The following is a 16618-nucleotide window of genomic DNA, read 5'->3' on the forward strand; positions in this document are numbered from 1 at the left end:
GCTTTCACCCGCGATCGCGGGCGCCGAGCCAGCTCTTGGGAGCATCGCTGCAGGACGGACCCGGGCCGATGCCGGCGCTGACGGACCTTCCCCGGGAACCGCGTCTGCTCCGACCATTCCGGGATGACAGGACTAGGCTCGGCGCATGGCTATCGCACGTCTGCACGGCGGACCCCTCGACGGACAGGTCCTCCCGCTCGAGAACCCGGATCTGGACCGACTCATCGTTCCCTACAGCGAGACGCAGGTCGTCTACGTACGCAAGGGCGATCTGGAGCGCACCGGCGAGAGCGACGGCCCCACCGAGGCGGTGTTCTGGTTCGTGGAGGCGCAGGACGACATCGACCCGTACGCCGACGAGCCCCGTGACCGCCGCTGACTCAGGTCCACATTCGCCGGAGCCCTCGCGCTCGGTGGAGATCGAGCTCAAATTCGACGCGGACGATGAGACGCCGCTGCCGGATCTGACCGCGCTGCCCGGCGTCGCGTCAGTCGGCGCCGCCGAACGCCGCGAGCTGGATGCGCGATACTTCGACACCGCAGAGTACGCGCTGGCTGCCGCGGGCTATGCGGTGCGGCGGCGCAGCGGCGGCCCGGATGCGGGCTGGCATGTCAAGGGTCCGCGCGTCGGCGCAGGCCGCACCGAGCTCGGCTGGCCCCTCGGCGAATCAGCCGAAGAAGAGGTGCCCGACGACGTGCGTGCCGGCATCGCCGACGTGACGGATGCCGATCTTCGACCGATCGCGCGCATCCTCAACTCGCGCACGGCATACGCCGTGCTCTCAGCCGACGGCACCGTGATCGCGGAGTTCGTCGACGATCGCGTCACCGCCACCGACGTGCGCACCGGCGCGGTCCGTGCGTGGCGCGAGTGGGAGATCGAGCTCGGCCCCGCCGCCTCCGCGGATCCCCGAGAGTTCTTCGCAGCGGTCGAGGCGGCGGTGTTCACCGCAGGGGGTCGGACCGCGGCATCCAGTTCGAAGCTCGCCCGCGCCCTGGGCTACTGAGGGACCGACGCCGGCTCAGCCGGGACGCGTCAGAGATTGATCATGTGGCCGGTCAGGCCGTGGAACGCCTCTTGGACCGCCTCGGAGAGCGTGGGGTGCGTGTGCACGTTGCGCGCCGCCTCGAGTGCGGTGAGATCCCACTTCTGGGCGAGTGTCAGCTCGGGGAGCAGCTCGGACACGTCGGGGCCGATCATGTGGCCACCGAGCAGTTCGAGGTGCTCGCCGTCCGCGATCAGCTTGACGAACCCGATCGGCTCGCCGAGGCCGTTGGCCTTGCCGTTGGCGGAGAAGGGGAACTTCGCGACCTTCACGTCATACCCGGCATCCCGCGCCTGCTGCTCGGTCAGGCCGAACGATGCCACCTGGGGGGAGCAGAACGTCGCCCGCGGCATCATGCGGTAATCGCCCAGCGCCATGGTCTCCGCCTTGCCGATGGTCTCGGCGGCGACGATGCCCTGTGCCTCGGCGACGTGGGCGAGCTGCAGCTTGGCGGTCACGTCGCCGATCGCGTAGATGTGCGGGACGCTCGTGTGCATGTAGTCATCGATGTCGATGGCGCCGCGGTCGGTGAGTGTGACCCCGGTCTTCTCGAGGCCGAAGTTCTCGACGTTCGGCGCGAAGCCGATCGACATGAGCACCTTGTCGGCGTCGATCGAGCCGGCGTTGCCGGCCTTGTCGGTGTAGGCGACCGTGACACGGTCGCCGTGGTCGGTCACCGTCTCGACCTTCGTGGAGGTGAGGATCTCCACGCCGTACTTCTTGTACTGGCGGGCGATCTCCTTCGACACGTCGGCGTCCTCGGCGGGCAGCGCCCGGTCGAGGAACTCGATGATCGTGACCTTGACGCCGTAGTTGACCAGGACGAAGGCGAACTCCATGCCGATCGCACCCGCGCCGACGATCACGATCGAGCCGGGCAGCTCGCGCGAGAGGATCTGCTCCTCGTACGTCACGACGTTGGCGCCGAGTTGGACCCCCGGAAGCAGGCGGACCTTCGAGCCCGTCGAGATGATCGCATTGTCGAAGGTGACCCGCTCCACCTGACCGTCGGCCTTGGTGACGTCGATGGTGTGGTCGTCGACGAAGCTGCCGCGACCCTCGTACTCGGTCACCTTGTTCTTCTTCATCAGGAAGTGGATGCCCTTGACGTGGGTGTCCGCGACCTTGCGACTGCGATCCCACGCCGTCCCGAAGTCGAAGGAGACGTCGCCGGAGATGCCGAACAGCTCCGCCTGGTGGTGGAACACGTGCGCGAGGTCGGCGTTGCGCAGCAGCGCCTTGGAGGGGATGCAGCCCACGTTGAGGCAGACACCGCCCCAGTACTTCTCCTCGATGATCGCAACCGAAAGACCGAGCTGAGCCGCTCGGACGGCCGCGACGTATCCGCCGGGGCCGGCGCCGAGGATGGCGACGTCGTAGTGAGGCATGGCTCAAGCCTATCGTCCGGCAGGGGGCGCGGAGTCGGGCGAGGGCGCGTCGCCCGGCGTGGCCGGAGGGCCCGCACGGAGGGCCTCCTGGTCCCGCAGCCGACGTGCTCGGGAGACCAGGAGATACACCACGGCGCCGCCCACGAGTGCGACCAGCAGCAGGCCGCCGATGACCCACGGCAGCGCCGGGTTGCCGCTGTCCGCCGGGACCGGCGCCGCCGTCGGGGTGGCCGTCGCCTCTTGGCTGGGCGTCTCGCTGGGCGTGCCGGTGGCCGAAGGACTCGACGTCGGGGTCGGTGACGGAGCCGGGGCGGGTGTCACCGAGAACGCGAACTCGCCCGAGATGGGGTGTCCATCGCTGGAGACGACCTTCCACAGCACGGTGACCGGTCCGGATGCCGTTCCCGTCAGCGGCTGCGTCACGAGCGTGCCCTCGACGACGGGGTCGCCGTCGGCGAGCGTCGTGCCCGCGGCATCCGTCACCTGCAACTCGGTGGCACCGGGATCGCTCGCGAGCTCGCCGCTGAAGGTCAGCGTCAACTGCGGGGGAAGCGTCTCCAGCGCCGCGCCCGCCGGGGGATCGGTCGAGATCAGCTCGTCGTGGGCATGGGCCGGAGAGGCGACCAGGACGCCCGCGGTGGCGAGCAGGAGTGCGGTGGCCGTCGCAGCGAGGGAGCGGACGAGGGAGCGAGGGGAGGTCGTTGTCGGGCGCATCCGGTCAAGGCTACGCCGCCCTGCTGAGTGTGACGGGCAGGTGAAATCCTCCTGTGCGCGACGCGAATGCCCGTGACGTCCGAACGGGCGGAGAGTAGCGTTCGCAGGGGCGGCAGCCGCCGTCCGGGAGAGATCGGAAGGAGTGTCTCGTGGACTCGATGATGATGGACATGATGGCCAAGGACGGCATGTCGATGCCGGGCATGAGCACGATGGACATGTCGCTCATGCAGGCCTGTCTGGACGCCTGCTCGGCATGCGAGCAGGCCTGCACGGTGTGTTCCACCCAGATGATGTCGTGCGCGCCGGCGTGCATGAACTGCGCCGACATGTGCAACACGATGATGCGCGCCATGCTGCGACTGCAGGGCATGACCCCAGCCGTGCTGATGTCGATGCTCGACGCGTGCATCGCCATGTGCTCGCTGTGCATGGACGAGTGCTTGGAGCACGCGGACGAGAGCGAAGTGTGCAGAATGTGCGCGCAGTCCTGCAAGGCGTGCGTGGATGCCTGCATGGCACTGAAGGACAGCATGATGAAGATGGCCTGAGCCCGGGGCAGATCTCGATCACGGCCGTTCGCAGGTGTCGCCGACGGGGGAGATCTCGATACGCGCCGCTTCGCGGCGCTACTCGATCTTGCGGTGAGTCGCATCAACGCCGCTGCGCGGCATTGATCCGACTCACCGCAACATTGAAACGCAGGGGTCCGGCGGACAGGACGTCGTATCGGCCGTGCAGCGCGACGGGCGTGCCCGGGCCGGCGGCCTGCGCCGCACCGGAGCCGCTCCACAGTTCGATCCGCTCCGACCCGTCAAGGGTCCGCAGCACCAGCACGCCGGCAGCGGCATCCGTCGAATCGACGATCGCATCGACCCACTCCGACGGTGTCGCGGATGCGAGCCGCGCCTGGATCAGGTGAAGGGCGTGTCCGGGTGCGAAAGTCGAGCAGGAGTCCCCGTGGACGCACATGCACGCCGCACGCTCGCGCACCGATGCGGGCGGAAGATGGCGATGCGGGGTCGACACGAGAGTCTCCTTCGAAGTAGGTTCGGTACTCGCCAGGCTAGGCATCACGCCCCCGGCGATCACGCCAGGTGACACAAGGCGAAACATTGCGCAGCGCCGCACCCGGCCCTTACCGAACCTTTCGGGACGCGGTCGATCCGTTACGCTGGAGTTCAGAGGAGGAACACCGTGCAGGACAACCGCCGACCCGAACCGGACGAGATCCGGAGGGCGTCAGGAGCGGGCGCCGACGCGGGTGACTCGCACGGCCCGGCCGATACGACTCAGACCTTCGGGCACGACTCCGACCTCTCCTTCGTGCCGTTCGGCAGCGACCTGAGCGACGCCGAGCTCGACGCGATCGAGGCGCTGCCCACGCGGTCCGCCCTGTTCATCGTGCGGTCCGGACCCACCGCCGGTGCGCGATATCTGCTGGACACCGATGTGACCACCGTTGGTCGGCATCCCGAAGCCGACATCTTCTTCGACGACGTCACGGTCTCGCGTCGGCATGCCGAGATCACCCGGAGCGGCACGTCCTTCGAACTGGTCGATCAGCGCTCCCTCAACGGCACCTACGTCAACGGAGAGCGAGTCGATCGCGCCGTTCTGACGAACGGCTCAGAGGTGCGCGTGGGCAAGTTCCGGCTCAACTTCTTCGTCTCGCCCTCTGACCTGCCGCCCTCGACGGACGGCTGATGGGGGCACAGACAGCCCGCGAACGTTCATCGTCCGCGGGGCTTCTCAGCATCGGTCAGGTCTTGGCGAGGCTGAGCCCCGAGTTCCCCAACCTGACCTCGAGCAAGCTGAGATTCCTCGAAGTGCAGGGGATCGTCACCCCTACCCGCACCGAGTCCGGCTACCGCAAGTTCTCGCAGGACGACCTGGAACGGCTGCGGCTCGCGCTGACCCTGCAACGGGACCACTACCTGCCCCTGGTGGTCATCCGCGAGTACCTCGCCGACATCGATGCGGGCCGCGACCCCGCGCAGCCGACCGCCGCGCCACCCTCGATCGTGGCCGCACCGCGTCGATATCGTCGCGAGGAGCTGCTGGCCGCATCCGGCGCAGCCCCGCAGCTGCTGAACGACGCGATCAGCACCGGAGTGATCACCGGAACCGACGGGTACAACGATCAGGCGGTGGCGATCCTGCGTGCCCTGGTGGCGCTGGACCGACACGGGATCGAGCCCCGACACGTGCGCACCCTCAGACAGAGTGCCGAACGCGATGTCGCGTTGATCGAGTCCGCTCTTTCGCCCCTGCTGCGACGAACGGATGCCGCATCCCGGGCCCGCGCCAGCGAACTCGCGCCGGAGCTCGCCAAGCGCCTCGACGAGGTGCGCGCGATCTTCGCGCGCGCGGCCCTAGACCGCATGCTGTCCTGAACAGCGCGAATCCGCGGATCTCTCGCGACACGCCGCACCCGGGAAGGCGGATGTCGTTGCCCGGGGGCCGGGGCTCATCTAGCGTTGACATGTCCGATCATCAAGGAGGAAGCGTATGAACGCTCACGACGCGGACGAACCCAAGTTCGTCGCAGACCTCCTGTTCACCGACGGGCTCCCCGAGATGGACGACGAAGTCGGCTACCGCGGAGCGGTCGCCGCTCGCGCGGCGGGGATCACCTACCGCCAGCTTGACTACTGGGCGCGCACCGAACTGGTCGAGCCGACCGTTCGCGGGGCCAACGGCTCCGGTTCACAGCGGCTGTACGGCTTCCGCGACATCCTCGTGCTGAAGCTGGTCAAGCGGCTGCTGGACACGGGCATCTCACTGCAGCAGATCCGCATCGCCGTGGATCAGCTCCGCGCTGCCGGCATCCGTGATCTGGCCGGAACCACCCTCATGAGCGATGGCGCCTCGGTCTACCTGTGCACCTCGAACGACGAGGTCATCGACCTGGTCAGCCGCGGCCAAGGAGTCTTCGGCATCGCGGTGGGCAAGGTGCTGCGCGAGGTGGAGACCACGCTGATCGACTTCGACGCACAGGCCCCCGAGGTCGTGGACGAACTGTCCGCGCGCCGCGCAGCACGCACCGCGTAGCGTCGCACGCATCGCAGCACGCACCGCAAAGCGCCGGTCGTAGCGCGCAGCGGGCGGGTGCCTGGATCTGCCGCCAGGACACACGCTGCCCGCGTACAGGGCCGACGGGTCGTCGCCGACCCGCGCGCACGGCTAGACCGGGTTGCTCGCCGTGGGGATGCGCCCGGTCCGCATGACGCGGTCCAGGAGCGCGTCGAAGTCGGCTGCCAGCTCCTGCGCCGAATCGCCGGGCCAGATATGCAGCGGCTTGGCCGCGCCCTGCGCCTGCTGCAGCGAGGTGCGCTCGGGCAGCTGCGGAGACAGCACCAGCGGACCGAACATGTCACGCAGCTCTTTGATGCGGAACTGGTGCTCGATCGACTGGGGACGCACACGGTTCACGACGATGCCGAGCGGCTGGAGCCGAGGGGAGAGGCCGCGGCGGATCTCTTCGATCGCGCGCAGCGCCCGGTCGGCGGCCGCGACGGAGAACAGGCCGGGTTCGGTGACGACGATCACGCGATCGGATGCGGCCCAGGCGGTGCGGGTGAGGGCATTCAGCGACGGCGCGCAGTCGATCAGGACCAGGTCGTAGTCACCCTCGATGGTGGCCAGCGCCTCTTCCATCTTCCACACGTCCCGCACGCTGGGGTGCGGGCCGTCGAAGTTGATCGCGGATGGGCTGCCGATCATCACATCGATGGTGCCCGGGTGCACTTTCGCCCATCCGCTCGACGTGATCGCCTGGCGGACCACCTTCTCCTTGGGGTTGGCGAGGACATCGGCGACGTTGAGTCGACCGGCGACTTGGATGTCCATGCCGGTCGAGACGTCGGACTGCGGGTCGAGATCTACCACGAGAGTCCGAACTCCCCGCGCAAATGCCGCGGAGGCGAGTCCTAGAGTCACGGTTGTCTTGCCGACCCCGCCCTTGAGCGAGCTGACGGAGAGTACGTGCACAAGCGACTACGTTACAGTCCCCTAGGCTGAGAGCACACTCAGCCCGATTCGTCGGCAGCCCAGCGAGGTGCGAATGTTCCGAAAGATCCTGGTCGCCAACCGCGGAGAGATCGCCATCCGAGCGTTCCGCGCCGCGTACGAACTGGGGGCCCGCACGGTCGCGGTCTTCCCGTACGAGGACCGCGGCTCACTCCATCGGCAGAAGGCCGACGAGTCCTACGTCATCGGGGAGCCGGGCCATCCTGTGCGCGCCTACCTCGACGTCGAGGAGATCATCCGGGTCGCCCTCGCGTCCGGCGCGGACGCGATCTACCCCGGCTACGGATTCCTGTCCGAGAACCCGGAACTGGCTGCCCGCGCCGCCGAGAACGGCATCACCTTCATCGGGCCGCCGTCGACGGCCCTCGAGATGGCCGGCAACAAGGTCACCGCCAAGCACCACGCGATCGCCGCCGGGGTCCCGGTGCTGCGCTCCACCGAGGCTTCGGAGGACGTCGACGAGCTGGTGGCGCAGGCGGCCGACATCGGCTTCCCCATCTTCGTCAAGGCCGTCGCCGGCGGCGGCGGGCGCGGCATGCGCCGTGTCGAAAGCCCCGAAGCGCTTCCCCCTGCGATCGCCGAGGCGATGCGCGAGGCCGGGGCGGCGTTCGGCGATGCGCGCGTGTTCCTCGAGCAGGCCGTCGTGCGTCCCCGTCACATCGAGGTGCAGATCCTCGCGGACGCGACCGGACACACCGTCCACCTCTTCGAGCGGGACTGCTCCGTGCAGCGCCGTCACCAGAAGGTCATCGAGATCGCACCGGCGCCGAACATCTCCGACGAGCTGCGCGCGGCGCTGCACCGCGACGCGGTCGCGTTCGCCAAGTCCATCGGCTACGTCAACGCGGGCACCGTCGAGTTCCTCGTGGACACCGCGGGGGAGCGCGCGGGCGAACATGTCTTCATCGAGATGAACCCTCGCATCCAGGTGGAGCACACGGTCACCGAAGAGGTGACCGATGTCGACCTCGTGCAGTCGCAGATCCGCATCGCCGCCGGAGAGACCCTGGATGACCTCGGGCTCAACCAGGACAACATCGTGCTGCGCGGTGCTGCTCTGCAGTGCCGCATCACGACCGAGGACCCCGCGCAGGGTTTCCGGCCCGATACGGGCCGGATCACGACGTACCGCTCGCCCGGCGGCGCAGGCATCCGGCTGGACGGTGGAACGACCGCCGCCGGCTCGCAGATCAGCCCGCATTTCGACTCGATGCTCGCCAAGATGACGTGCCGCGGACGCGATTTCCCCGCCGCGGTGGCACGCGCCAAGCGCGGTCTGGCCGAGTTCCGCATCCGTGGCGTATCGACGAACATCCCCTTCCTGCGGGCGGTGCTGGACGATCCCGCGTTCGTCGCCGGCGACCTGAGCACCGCGTTCATCGAGGAGCGTCCGGGGCTGCTGACCAGCCACCCGTCGCGCGACCGTGCCACCAAACTGATCAACTGGCTCGCCGACGTCACGGTCAATCGCCCGTACGGCGAGAAGCCCATCTCCATCTCACCGGGCAGCAAACTGCCGGAGCTGGACCTTTCGACCCCGCCGCCGTCCGGCACGCTGGACAGGCTGCGCGCCCTCGGTCCGGCGGGGTTCGCCCGTGCGCTTCGCGAGCAGGTGCCGCTCGCGGTCACCGAGACGACGTATCGCGACGCGCATCAGTCGCTGCTGGCCACTCGGGTCCGCACGCGGGACCTGGTGCGGGTCGGACCGCATGTGGCCCGGATGACGCCCCAGCTGCTGTCGGTGGAGGCGTGGGGCGGCGCGACGTACGACGTCGCGCTGCGCTTCCTCGCCGAGGACCCCTGGGAGCGCCTCGCCGCCGTGCGGGAGGCCATTCCGAACATCCCGATCCAGATGCTGCTGCGAGGGCGCAACACCGTCGGCTACACGCCCCGACCGGTCGAGGTCGCACAGGCGTTCGTGCGCGAAGCCGCCTCCACCGGTGTCGACGTGTTCCGGATCTTCGATGCGCTGAACGACGTGAGCCAGATGCGGCCCGCCATCGACGCCGTCCTGGAGACCGGCACCGCGCTGGCCGAGGTCGCCGTCTGCTACACCGCAGACCTGCTCGATCCCAGCGAGACGCTGTACACCCTCGACTACTACCTGCGTCTGGCCGACCAGATCGTCGAGTCCGGTGCGCACATCCTCGCGATCAAGGACATGGCAGGGCTGCTCCGACCGGCAGCAGCCGCGAAGCTCGTGACCGCGCTCCGTGAACGCTTCGATCTCCCGGTGCACCTGCACACTCATGACACCGCAGGCGGACAGCTCGCCACGCTCCTCGCCGCCAGTGCGGCGGGCGTGGACGCAGTGGATGCCGCGGCCGCGCCGCTGTCGGGCACCACCAGCCAGCCGTCGCTGTCCGCGCTCGTGGCCGCGCTCGCGCACACCGAGCGCGACACCGGCATCGACCTGTCTGCGGTCAGCGACCTCGAGCCGTACTGGGAGGGCGTGCGCCACCTCTACGCTCCGTTCGAATCGGGTCTCCCTGGACCCACCGGGCGCGTGTACCACCACGAGATCCCCGGCGGACAGCTCTCCAACCTGCGCCAGCAGGCGATCGCGCTCGGAATGGCCGACGACTTCGAGCTGATCGAGGACATGTACGCCGCGGCCGACCGGATCCTGGGGCGCATCCCGAAGGTCACGCCATCCTCCAAAGTGGTGGGCGATCTGGCCCTGGCCCTTGTGGCGGCCAAGGCCGATCCCGCCGATTTCGCCGAGAACCCGCAGAACTACGACATCCCGGATTCGGTGGTCGGGTTCATGGCGGGCGAGCTGGGGGACCTGCCCGGAGGCTGGCCGGAGCCGTTCCGGACGAAAGTCCTTGCGGGCCGGCAGATCTCGATCGACGTCCCCCCGCTGACCGACGAAGAGCGGGACGGACTGTCCGGTGACGCGGCCACGCGACGCCGGACCCTGAACCGCCTGCTCTTCCCCGGACCCGCCAAGGATTTCGAGTCCAACCGCGAGACGTACGGCGACCTGTCATCGCTCGGAACGCCCGACTACCTCTACGGGCTGAAGCCGGGCGAGGAGCATGTGGCCGAGATCGACCCGGGCGTGCAGCTGTACGTCGGGCTCGAGGCGATCGGCGAAGCGGACGCCAAGGGCATGCGAACCGTCATGACGACGCTCAACGGACAGCTGCGGCCGGTCTACGTGCGCGACCGCAGCATCGTCGTCGACACCCGGCAGGCCGAGCGGGCCGACACCACCAAGCCGGGGCAGGTCGCGGCTCCGTTCTCGGGCGTGGTCACCCTCAAGACATCGGTCGGAGACACCGTCACGGCCGGTTCGCCGATCGCATCCATCGAGGCGATGAAGATGGAAGCGGCGATCACCGCGCCCGTCGACGGCGTCGTCGAGCGGCTCGCCATCGCGGAAACCCAGCAGGTGGACGCCGGTGACCTTTTGGTCGTGATCCGCCCCGCGCAGTAGCCTGGAGGGTGCGACATTTCGTGCGCACCACATTTGACCCTCTTGGAGTACCGCAGTGACGCCCGATCGCACCGACCAGACGCATTCCGACGACGCTGATCCGGAGCAGCACGGCGTGCTCTCCGACGCGGGGAATCTCGCGACGTCGGGCTTCGGCATGCTGGGCGGTCAGACCGAACAGATCAGCGTGCAGCTGCCGTCCGCGACCGACGACGACCTCGTGGACGACGGCGTCGTGGACGACGAGCTGGAGTACGAGACCACCCAGCAATCCCCCGGTTTCGACGAGGAGAACGTCGAGACCGGCGAGCTCGAGGAACTGAGCGACGGCGAGGGTGCCCGGGACGACGTCGGCAACATCGAGGATGCCGTCATCGAGGAGGCCGGCGACGACCATGCCGCCGCGCCGGCGGTCATCGCGGCGGAGGACCAGAGCACCGCATCGGTCGACGGTTCGCGGGACGGCGGGGCGATGTCGATCACCGGCCCGACACCCGCGACCCGCTCCACCCAGCCCAGTGACCCGACTCCGCAGTCGGCGGCGTCGACGTCCGGCACGGCAGGCACCGTGGGACAGACGGTCGGGGCTTCCTCGAGCCCGACGTCCACCGGTTCCATCCCGGCCACCCGCCGCGAGGCACAGCATCCCGAGGTCGAACCGCGGCCGCAGCGTGCACACGCCGTCGAGCGGGTCATTCCGCGCGCCGACGTGACGATGACCTCCAAGCGGCTGGGCGAGTTCGAGGCCGGACGCGAGACCGCCGACCTGCTGACCGCGGATCGTCTGCTCGACCCGCACCAGGTTGTCCGTCCCGAGCCCGAGGGCGCCTGGCAGCACTTCGTGTACTCGCTCACGCGGCACCGGATCAACCTCGGCGACGGCAAGCGCGCCCGCGCCCGCAAGGAGCTGGATCGCCGCATCGCGGCCCCGTTGACCGGCGGGGCCCGGTTCGTGCCGGTGCTCTCGCGCAAGGGCGGCGTGGGCAAGACCACGGTCACGACGCTCCTCGGGATGGCATTGGCCGATGCCCGCGACGACCGCGTCATCGCAGTGGACGCCAACCCCGATCGCGGGACGCTCGCCGAGCGCATCTCGCGCACGAGCGGCAAGACGGTGCGCGACCTGGTCAAGGTGCGCGCCGAAGTGACCGGCTACAACGACATCTCGAACGTCGTCGCGCGCGACGAGACGCGGCTGGACGTGCTGGCATCGGATGCCGACCCGCGCGTGTCCGAGGCGCTGAACGATCGCGATTACCACGATGTGGCCAGCATCGCAGCCCATTACTACTCGATCATCCTCACCGACACCGGCACCGGCATCGTGCACTCGGTGATGGGCGCCACGCTCGACCTCGCCGACCAGCTCGTCGTGGTCGCCGGGCTGAGCGTGGACGAGGCCCGTCTGGCCTCCGAGACGCTGACCTGGCTCGAGACGAACGGATACGCGGAGCAGGTGCGCAACACCATCGTCGTGCTGAACACCGCACGTCCCGGTGCGCCGCTCGTGCAGATCGATGAGCTGGAAGCGCACTTCCGGACCCGCGTGCGCTCGGTGGTGCGCATCCCTTACGACCCGCACATCGCCGCCGGCAGCGCGATCTCGTTCCGCGAGCTGCAGCCGGCGACCCGTCTCGCGGCGCGCGACCTGGCCGCCGCCGTCGTCGAGGGTCTGCGCGCCCTGACCCCGGCAGCGTAGGGCCATGGCCGTCCGACCCATCCGCGTCTTCGGCGACCCCGTCCTGCGGGCGCCCAGCGCCCCGATCGACGAGATCGACGACGGTGTGCGCGCGCTGGTCAAGGATCTCGTCGACACGGTCGAACTTCCCGGCCGCGCCGGAGTCGCCGCGCCGCAGATCGGTGTGGGGCTGCGCGCGTTCAGCTACAACATCGACGGCGATATCGGGTACGTCTTGAACCCGGTGCTGGTCGAGGTCTCCGGTGAGCCGGAACTGGTCGGCGAGGGCTGCCTGTCCGTCCCGGGTCTGTGGCACGACGCGCTGCGTCACCCGCATGCGACCGTGACCGGTACCGATCTGGACGGGAACCAGATCAGGCTCGAGGGCGAGGGACTCCTCGCGCAAGCGCTGCAGCACGAGACGGACCACCTCGACGGCAAGCTCTACCTGGATCGCCTGCCCTCGGAGACCCGGCGCATCGCGATGCGCGAGATCCGCGAGAGCGACTGGTTTTGACACGAGCAGACTCAATGCTGCGCAGCAGCGTTGAGTCTGCTGCGTGTCAAGATCGAGTAGCGAGCGCAGGTACACACGCGAAAACGCCCCAGTCCCGAGAGACTGGGGCGTTTGTCGTGCTCTCAGCTGAGCGAGACGTTCGAGGTGTTCACCGGCACGACGTACAGCGCGGTGATCTCCTCGGCGAAGTCCTCCATGATGATGTTCCGCTTGATGCTCATCTTCGGGGTCAGGTGACCGCTGGCCTCGGTCCACTCCTCGGACAGGATCGTGAACTTGCGGATCGATTCGGCGCGCGAGACGTGGGTGTTCGCCCCGTCGATGGCACGCTGGATCTCGGCGCGGACAGCGCCGTTGTTCGCGGCATCCGCCAGTGACATGTCAGCCGGCAGGTTGTTGTTGCCCAGCCAGGTCGGCAGCATCTCGCTGTCCAGGGTGACCAGGGCCGAGATGAACGGCTTCTGGTCGCCGACCACCACGACCTGACCGACGATCGGGTTCGCCCGGATGGGGTCTTCGAGCGTCGCGGGGGCGACGTTCTTGCCCGCTGCGGTCACGATGATCTCCTTCTTGCGGCCCGTGATGGTCAGGAAGCCCTCAGAGTCGAACGCGCCGATGTCGCCCGTCTTGAACCAGTCCCCGTCGAACGATGCGGCGGTCGCCTCGGGATTGCGCCAGTACTCCTTGAACACGTTGATGCCGCGGACCTGGATCTCGCCGTCGTCGTCGAGGCGGACGCCCACGCCCGGCAATGCCGGACCCACCGTGCCGATCTTGGACTTGGTCGCCAGGTTCACCGTCGCCGGTGCGGTGGTCTCGGTGAGGCCGTAGCCCTCGAGGATGACGACGCCGAGGCTGTGGAAGAAGTGCCCCAGGCGCGGGCCGAGCGGCGCGGAGCCGGACACGGCGTAGACCACATTGCCGCCCATCGCCGCGCGCAGCTTGCTGTAGACGAGCCGGTCGAACAGCGCGAACTTGATCTTCATCCCGAACGGGATCTTCTTGCCCTCCTGCTGCAGCGTGGAGTGCTCCACCGCCGTGTGCGCCGCGGCGCGGAAGATCTTGCCCTTGCCGCCGGCTTCGGCCTTCTGCTCGGCGGAGTTGTAGACCTTCTCGAAGACACGGGGCACGGCCAGCAGGAACGTCGGCTTGAACGATCCCAGAGCGGGCAGCAGCTGCTTGGTGTCCGGCTGGTGTCCGGTCTTGACGCCGGCATGGATGTCGAGGATCGAGATGAACCGCGCGAAGATGTGCGCCGTCGTGATGAACAGCAGCGTCGAGGCGCCGGGGGTCTCCACGACCTCGCTCAGCGCCTTGGACGAGTTGCGGATCAGCTCCACGAAGTTGCTGTGCGTGAGCACGCATCCCTTGGGCCGGCCGGTGGAGCCGGAGGTGTAGATCAGCGTGGCGATGTCGGCGCCGGTGGCGATGTTCCTGCGGCGCTCGATCTCTTCGTCGGGCACCGCCGCGCCCCGCTCGACCAGCTTGTCCAGGTCCCCGCGATGCATCTCCCACACCGAGCGCACCAGCGGTACGTCGGCGCGGACCTCATCGAGTCGTGCGGAGTGGTCGGTGGATTCGACGATGCAGGCCACGGCGCCCGAGTCGGTGAGGTTCCATGCGATCTGCGCGGGGGAGCTGGTCTCGTAGATCGGGACCATCACCGCGCCCGCGAAGAACAGCGCGAAATCGACCAGGGTCCAGTCATATGTCGTTCGGGCGATGAACCCGACCTTGTCGCCGGGCTCGATGCCCGACGCGGCCAGCCCCTTCGCCAAAGCGATGACCTGGCGGTGGAATTCCGCCGCGGTGATGTCGCGCCAGCCTGCGCCGTCCGGGACGGCGAACAGGGCCAGTTGCGGCGTCGCCTTCACTCGGTCGACCAGGAGGTCGGTGATGTTGGCCTGCGGGTCAGCTGGGACGATCGCAGGGACTTCGAATTCAACCACGGCAACTCCTTCGGTACCGGACACGTGCTCGGGTAGATCGCTCCCCGAGTCTATCGGAGGGGTGCGCCCCACACCCGCGACGTCCAGTGTGGTGCTTTGCGACGGGGCTCGGCCGAACTCCCGCCTCACGGACGAGCGCCAGTAGACTGCAAGGCGCCGCCGCCGCAGCGCCGGCCGGAGAGGAAGTGCCGTGCTCAAGGTCGGGATCGACATCGGCGGGACGAAGATCGCCGGGGGAGTCGTCGACGCGTCCGGCCGCATCCTCGAGCAGCTCCGTGTCGATACGCCGGTGGACACCCGCGCCCTGGCCGATGCCGTGATCGCCATGGTGCGCAGCCTCCGTGAGTCGCACGATGTCGAGGCCGTAGGTGTCGCGGCGGCCGGGTTCGTCGACCGCGACCGTGCGTCCGTGATCCACGCGCCGAACATCGCCTGGCGCAACGAGCCGCTCAAAGCCGTCCTCGAGGCCCGGATCGATCTTCCCGTCACGATCGAGAACGATGCGAACGCGGCAGGCTGGGCGGAGTTCAGGTTCGGCGCCGGCCGGAACGTGGACAACATGGTGATGCTCACCATGGGCACCGGCGTGGGTGGTGCGGTCGTCCTGGACGGGGCGCTCTTCCGCGGCGGCCACGGCATCGCCGCGGAGCTCGGACACACCCGCTTCAGCCGCGATGGGCTCCTCTGCGGCTGTGGACAGCAGGGATGCCTCGAGCAGTATGCGTCCGGCCGGGCACTCCAGCGCGAAGCGAACGCCATAGCGGATGCCGGGGGAATGGGCGCCGGCCTGGCCGCCGTCCGCGCCGGCCAGGGCACGCTGGAAGGAGCGGCGATCTCCCGACTGGTCATGGCCGGCGATCCCGGTGCCGTGGAGGCGCTGCGGCGGGTCGCGACCGCGCTGGGCGAGGCGTGCGGCGGCTTTCAGGCCGTGCTCGATCCCGAGCTGTTCGTCATCGGCGGTGGTGTCGCGCAGCTGGGGGATCAGCTGCTGACCCCGGTGCGGATCGCGTACGAGACATCGCTCCCGGGCTACGGCGACCGCCCGGTGGCTGCGTTCGCGATCGCCCAGCTCGGCAACGATGCCGGACTGATCGGTGCGGCCGACCTGGCGATCGCCGATCCGATCGCGAGCGTGTAGGCGATGTTCTACTGGCTGATGAAGTACATCGTGATCGGGCCGCTGGTCAAGGCGATCTTCCGGCCCTGGATCGTCGGGCGCCGCAACGTGCCCGTCGAGGGCGCCGCGATCCTGGCGAGCAACCACCTGTCCGTGTCGGATTCGGTGTTCCTGCCGCTGATGATCGATCGCCCGATGTCCTTCCTCGCCAAGAGCGACTACTTCACCGGGAAAGGCCTCCGCGGCTGGGCGACCAGGATGTTCATGAAGGCCACCGGTCAGATTCCGATCGACCGCTCCGGCGGGAAGGCGTCCGAAGCATCCCTGAACACCGGGCTGGCCGTGCTGGGTCGCGGTGATCTGCTGGGGATCTATCCGGAGGGAACGCGCAGCCCGGACGGCCGTCTGTACCGCGGGCGCACCGGCATCGCGCGGATGGCGCTGGAGGCGCGCGTCCCCGTCATCCCCGTGGTCATGGTCGACACCGACGCGATCATGCCCATCGGCCGCAGCATCCCCCGAGTGGGCCGGGTGGGGGTGGTGATCGGCGAGCCGCTGGATTTCTCGCGCTTCATCGGCATGGAGGGTGACCGGTACATCCTCCGGTCGGTGACCGACGAGATCATGGTGGCGCTGCAGCGCCTCGGCGAGCAGGCCTACGACGACGTCTACGCCTCGACGGTGAAGGACCGCGCGCCGGCGTTGAGCGGCCGCTGACGGCGGGCGCGGGGCGGC

General features: G+C 68.7%; 16 protein-coding genes. 11 read left to right on the forward strand and 5 right to left on the reverse strand.

Going from position 1 to position 16618, the window contains the following annotated elements; all coding sequences use genetic code 11:
- Window positions 1-145 precede the first annotated feature (145 nt).
- Both QNO12_RS05600 and QNO12_RS05605 read left to right on the forward strand, forming a co-directional pair.
- On the forward strand, window positions 146-379 hold the full coding sequence (locus QNO12_RS05600) for a response regulator (protein WP_257501776.1): 234 nt from the start codon (window positions 146-148) through the stop codon (window positions 377-379).
- A complete protein-coding gene (locus QNO12_RS05605) occupies window positions 366-1007 on the forward strand; it encodes a CYTH domain-containing protein (protein WP_257501777.1) in 642 nt (213 codons plus the stop codon). The genes QNO12_RS05600 and QNO12_RS05605 overlap by 14 nt, the downstream gene beginning before the upstream one ends.
- A 29-nt stretch (window positions 1008-1036) precedes the next feature.
- On the opposite strand, the gene lpdA is transcribed toward QNO12_RS05605, so the two are convergent.
- Window positions 1037-2434 carry a dihydrolipoyl dehydrogenase gene (gene lpdA / locus QNO12_RS05610; protein WP_257501778.1) on the reverse strand — a complete coding sequence of 466 codons (1398 nt, stop codon included), beginning with the start codon at window positions 2432-2434 and terminating at the stop codon, window positions 1037-1039.
- Between the two features lie 9 nt (window positions 2435-2443).
- Window positions 2444-3148 carry a copper resistance CopC family protein gene (locus tag QNO12_RS05615; protein WP_257501779.1) on the reverse strand — a complete coding sequence of 235 codons (705 nt, stop codon included), beginning with the start codon at window positions 3146-3148 and terminating at the stop codon, window positions 2444-2446.
- A 158-nt stretch (window positions 3149-3306) separates the two neighbouring features.
- Between QNO12_RS05615 and QNO12_RS05620 the strand changes: the two genes are divergently transcribed.
- Window positions 3307-3699: a four-helix bundle copper-binding protein gene (locus QNO12_RS05620; RefSeq protein ID WP_257501933.1), complete on the forward strand. Its 393-nt coding sequence runs from the start codon at window positions 3307-3309 to the stop codon at window positions 3697-3699.
- Between the two features lie 103 nt (window positions 3700-3802).
- Here QNO12_RS05620 and QNO12_RS05625 read toward each other — a convergent pair whose 3' ends face one another.
- Window positions 3803-4177 carry a hypothetical protein gene (locus QNO12_RS05625; RefSeq protein WP_257501780.1) on the reverse strand — a complete coding sequence of 125 codons (375 nt, stop codon included), beginning with the start codon at window positions 4175-4177 and terminating at the stop codon, window positions 3803-3805.
- Window positions 4178-4345: 168 nt separating this feature from the next.
- Between QNO12_RS05625 and QNO12_RS05630 the strand changes: the two genes are divergently transcribed.
- The 3 genes from QNO12_RS05630 (at window position 4346) to QNO12_RS05640 (ending at window position 6202) form a co-directional block, all read left to right on the forward strand.
- Window positions 4346-4855: an FHA domain-containing protein gene (locus QNO12_RS05630; protein ID WP_257501781.1), complete on the forward strand. Its 510-nt coding sequence runs from the start codon at window positions 4346-4348 to the stop codon at window positions 4853-4855.
- Window positions 4855-5544 carry a transcriptional regulator FtsR gene (gene ftsR, locus QNO12_RS05635; RefSeq protein ID WP_257501782.1) on the forward strand — a complete coding sequence of 230 codons (690 nt, stop codon included), beginning with the start codon at window positions 4855-4857 and terminating at the stop codon, window positions 5542-5544. Before QNO12_RS05630 ends, ftsR begins: the two co-directional genes overlap by 1 nt.
- Before the next feature lie 115 nt (window positions 5545-5659).
- Window positions 5660-6202 (forward strand): MerR family transcriptional regulator, encoded by a 543-nt coding sequence (locus QNO12_RS05640; protein WP_257501783.1) that lies wholly within the window; start codon window positions 5660-5662, stop codon window positions 6200-6202.
- A gap of 132 nt (window positions 6203-6334) precedes the next feature.
- On the opposite strand, the gene QNO12_RS05645 is transcribed toward QNO12_RS05640, so the two are convergent.
- Window positions 6335-7141, reverse strand: coding sequence for a ParA family protein (locus tag QNO12_RS05645; protein WP_257501784.1), 807 nt, complete (start codon window positions 7139-7141; stop codon window positions 6335-6337).
- 73 nt (window positions 7142-7214) lie between these two features.
- Between QNO12_RS05645 and QNO12_RS05650 the strand changes: the two genes are divergently transcribed.
- The 3 genes from QNO12_RS05650 (at window position 7215) to def (ending at window position 12817) form a co-directional block, all read left to right on the forward strand.
- Window positions 7215-10622, forward strand: coding sequence for a pyruvate carboxylase (locus tag QNO12_RS05650; RefSeq protein ID WP_257501785.1), 3408 nt, complete (start codon window positions 7215-7217; stop codon window positions 10620-10622).
- A gap of 157 nt (window positions 10623-10779) precedes the next feature.
- Entirely contained in the window at window positions 10780-12321 is a 1542-nt protein-coding gene (locus tag QNO12_RS05655; RefSeq protein ID WP_306820608.1) for a MinD/ParA family ATP-binding protein, read from the forward strand.
- Window positions 12322-12325: 4 nt separating this feature from the next.
- On the forward strand, window positions 12326-12817 hold the full coding sequence (def, locus tag QNO12_RS05660; RefSeq protein ID WP_257501787.1) for a peptide deformylase: 492 nt from the start codon (window positions 12326-12328) through the stop codon (window positions 12815-12817).
- 122 nt (window positions 12818-12939) lie between these two features.
- Here def and QNO12_RS05665 read toward each other — a convergent pair whose 3' ends face one another.
- Window positions 12940-14766 (reverse strand): AMP-dependent synthetase/ligase, encoded by a 1827-nt coding sequence (locus tag QNO12_RS05665; protein ID WP_257501788.1) that lies wholly within the window; start codon window positions 14764-14766, stop codon window positions 12940-12942.
- Between the two features lie 190 nt (window positions 14767-14956).
- On the opposite strand from QNO12_RS05665, the gene QNO12_RS05670 reads away from it, so the two are divergent.
- Both QNO12_RS05670 and QNO12_RS05675 read left to right on the forward strand, forming a co-directional pair.
- Entirely contained in the window at window positions 14957-15904 is a 948-nt protein-coding gene (locus QNO12_RS05670) for an ROK family glucokinase (protein WP_257501789.1), read from the forward strand.
- Between the two features lie 3 nt (window positions 15905-15907).
- On the forward strand, window positions 15908-16600 hold the full coding sequence (locus QNO12_RS05675; protein WP_257501790.1) for a lysophospholipid acyltransferase family protein: 693 nt from the start codon (window positions 15908-15910) through the stop codon (window positions 16598-16600).
- Window positions 16601-16618 lie beyond the last annotated feature (18 nt).

It is taken from the genome of Microbacterium sp. zg-B185 (genome assembly GCF_030246885.1).
Classification (GTDB): Bacteria; Actinomycetota; Actinomycetes; order Actinomycetales; family Microbacteriaceae; genus Microbacterium.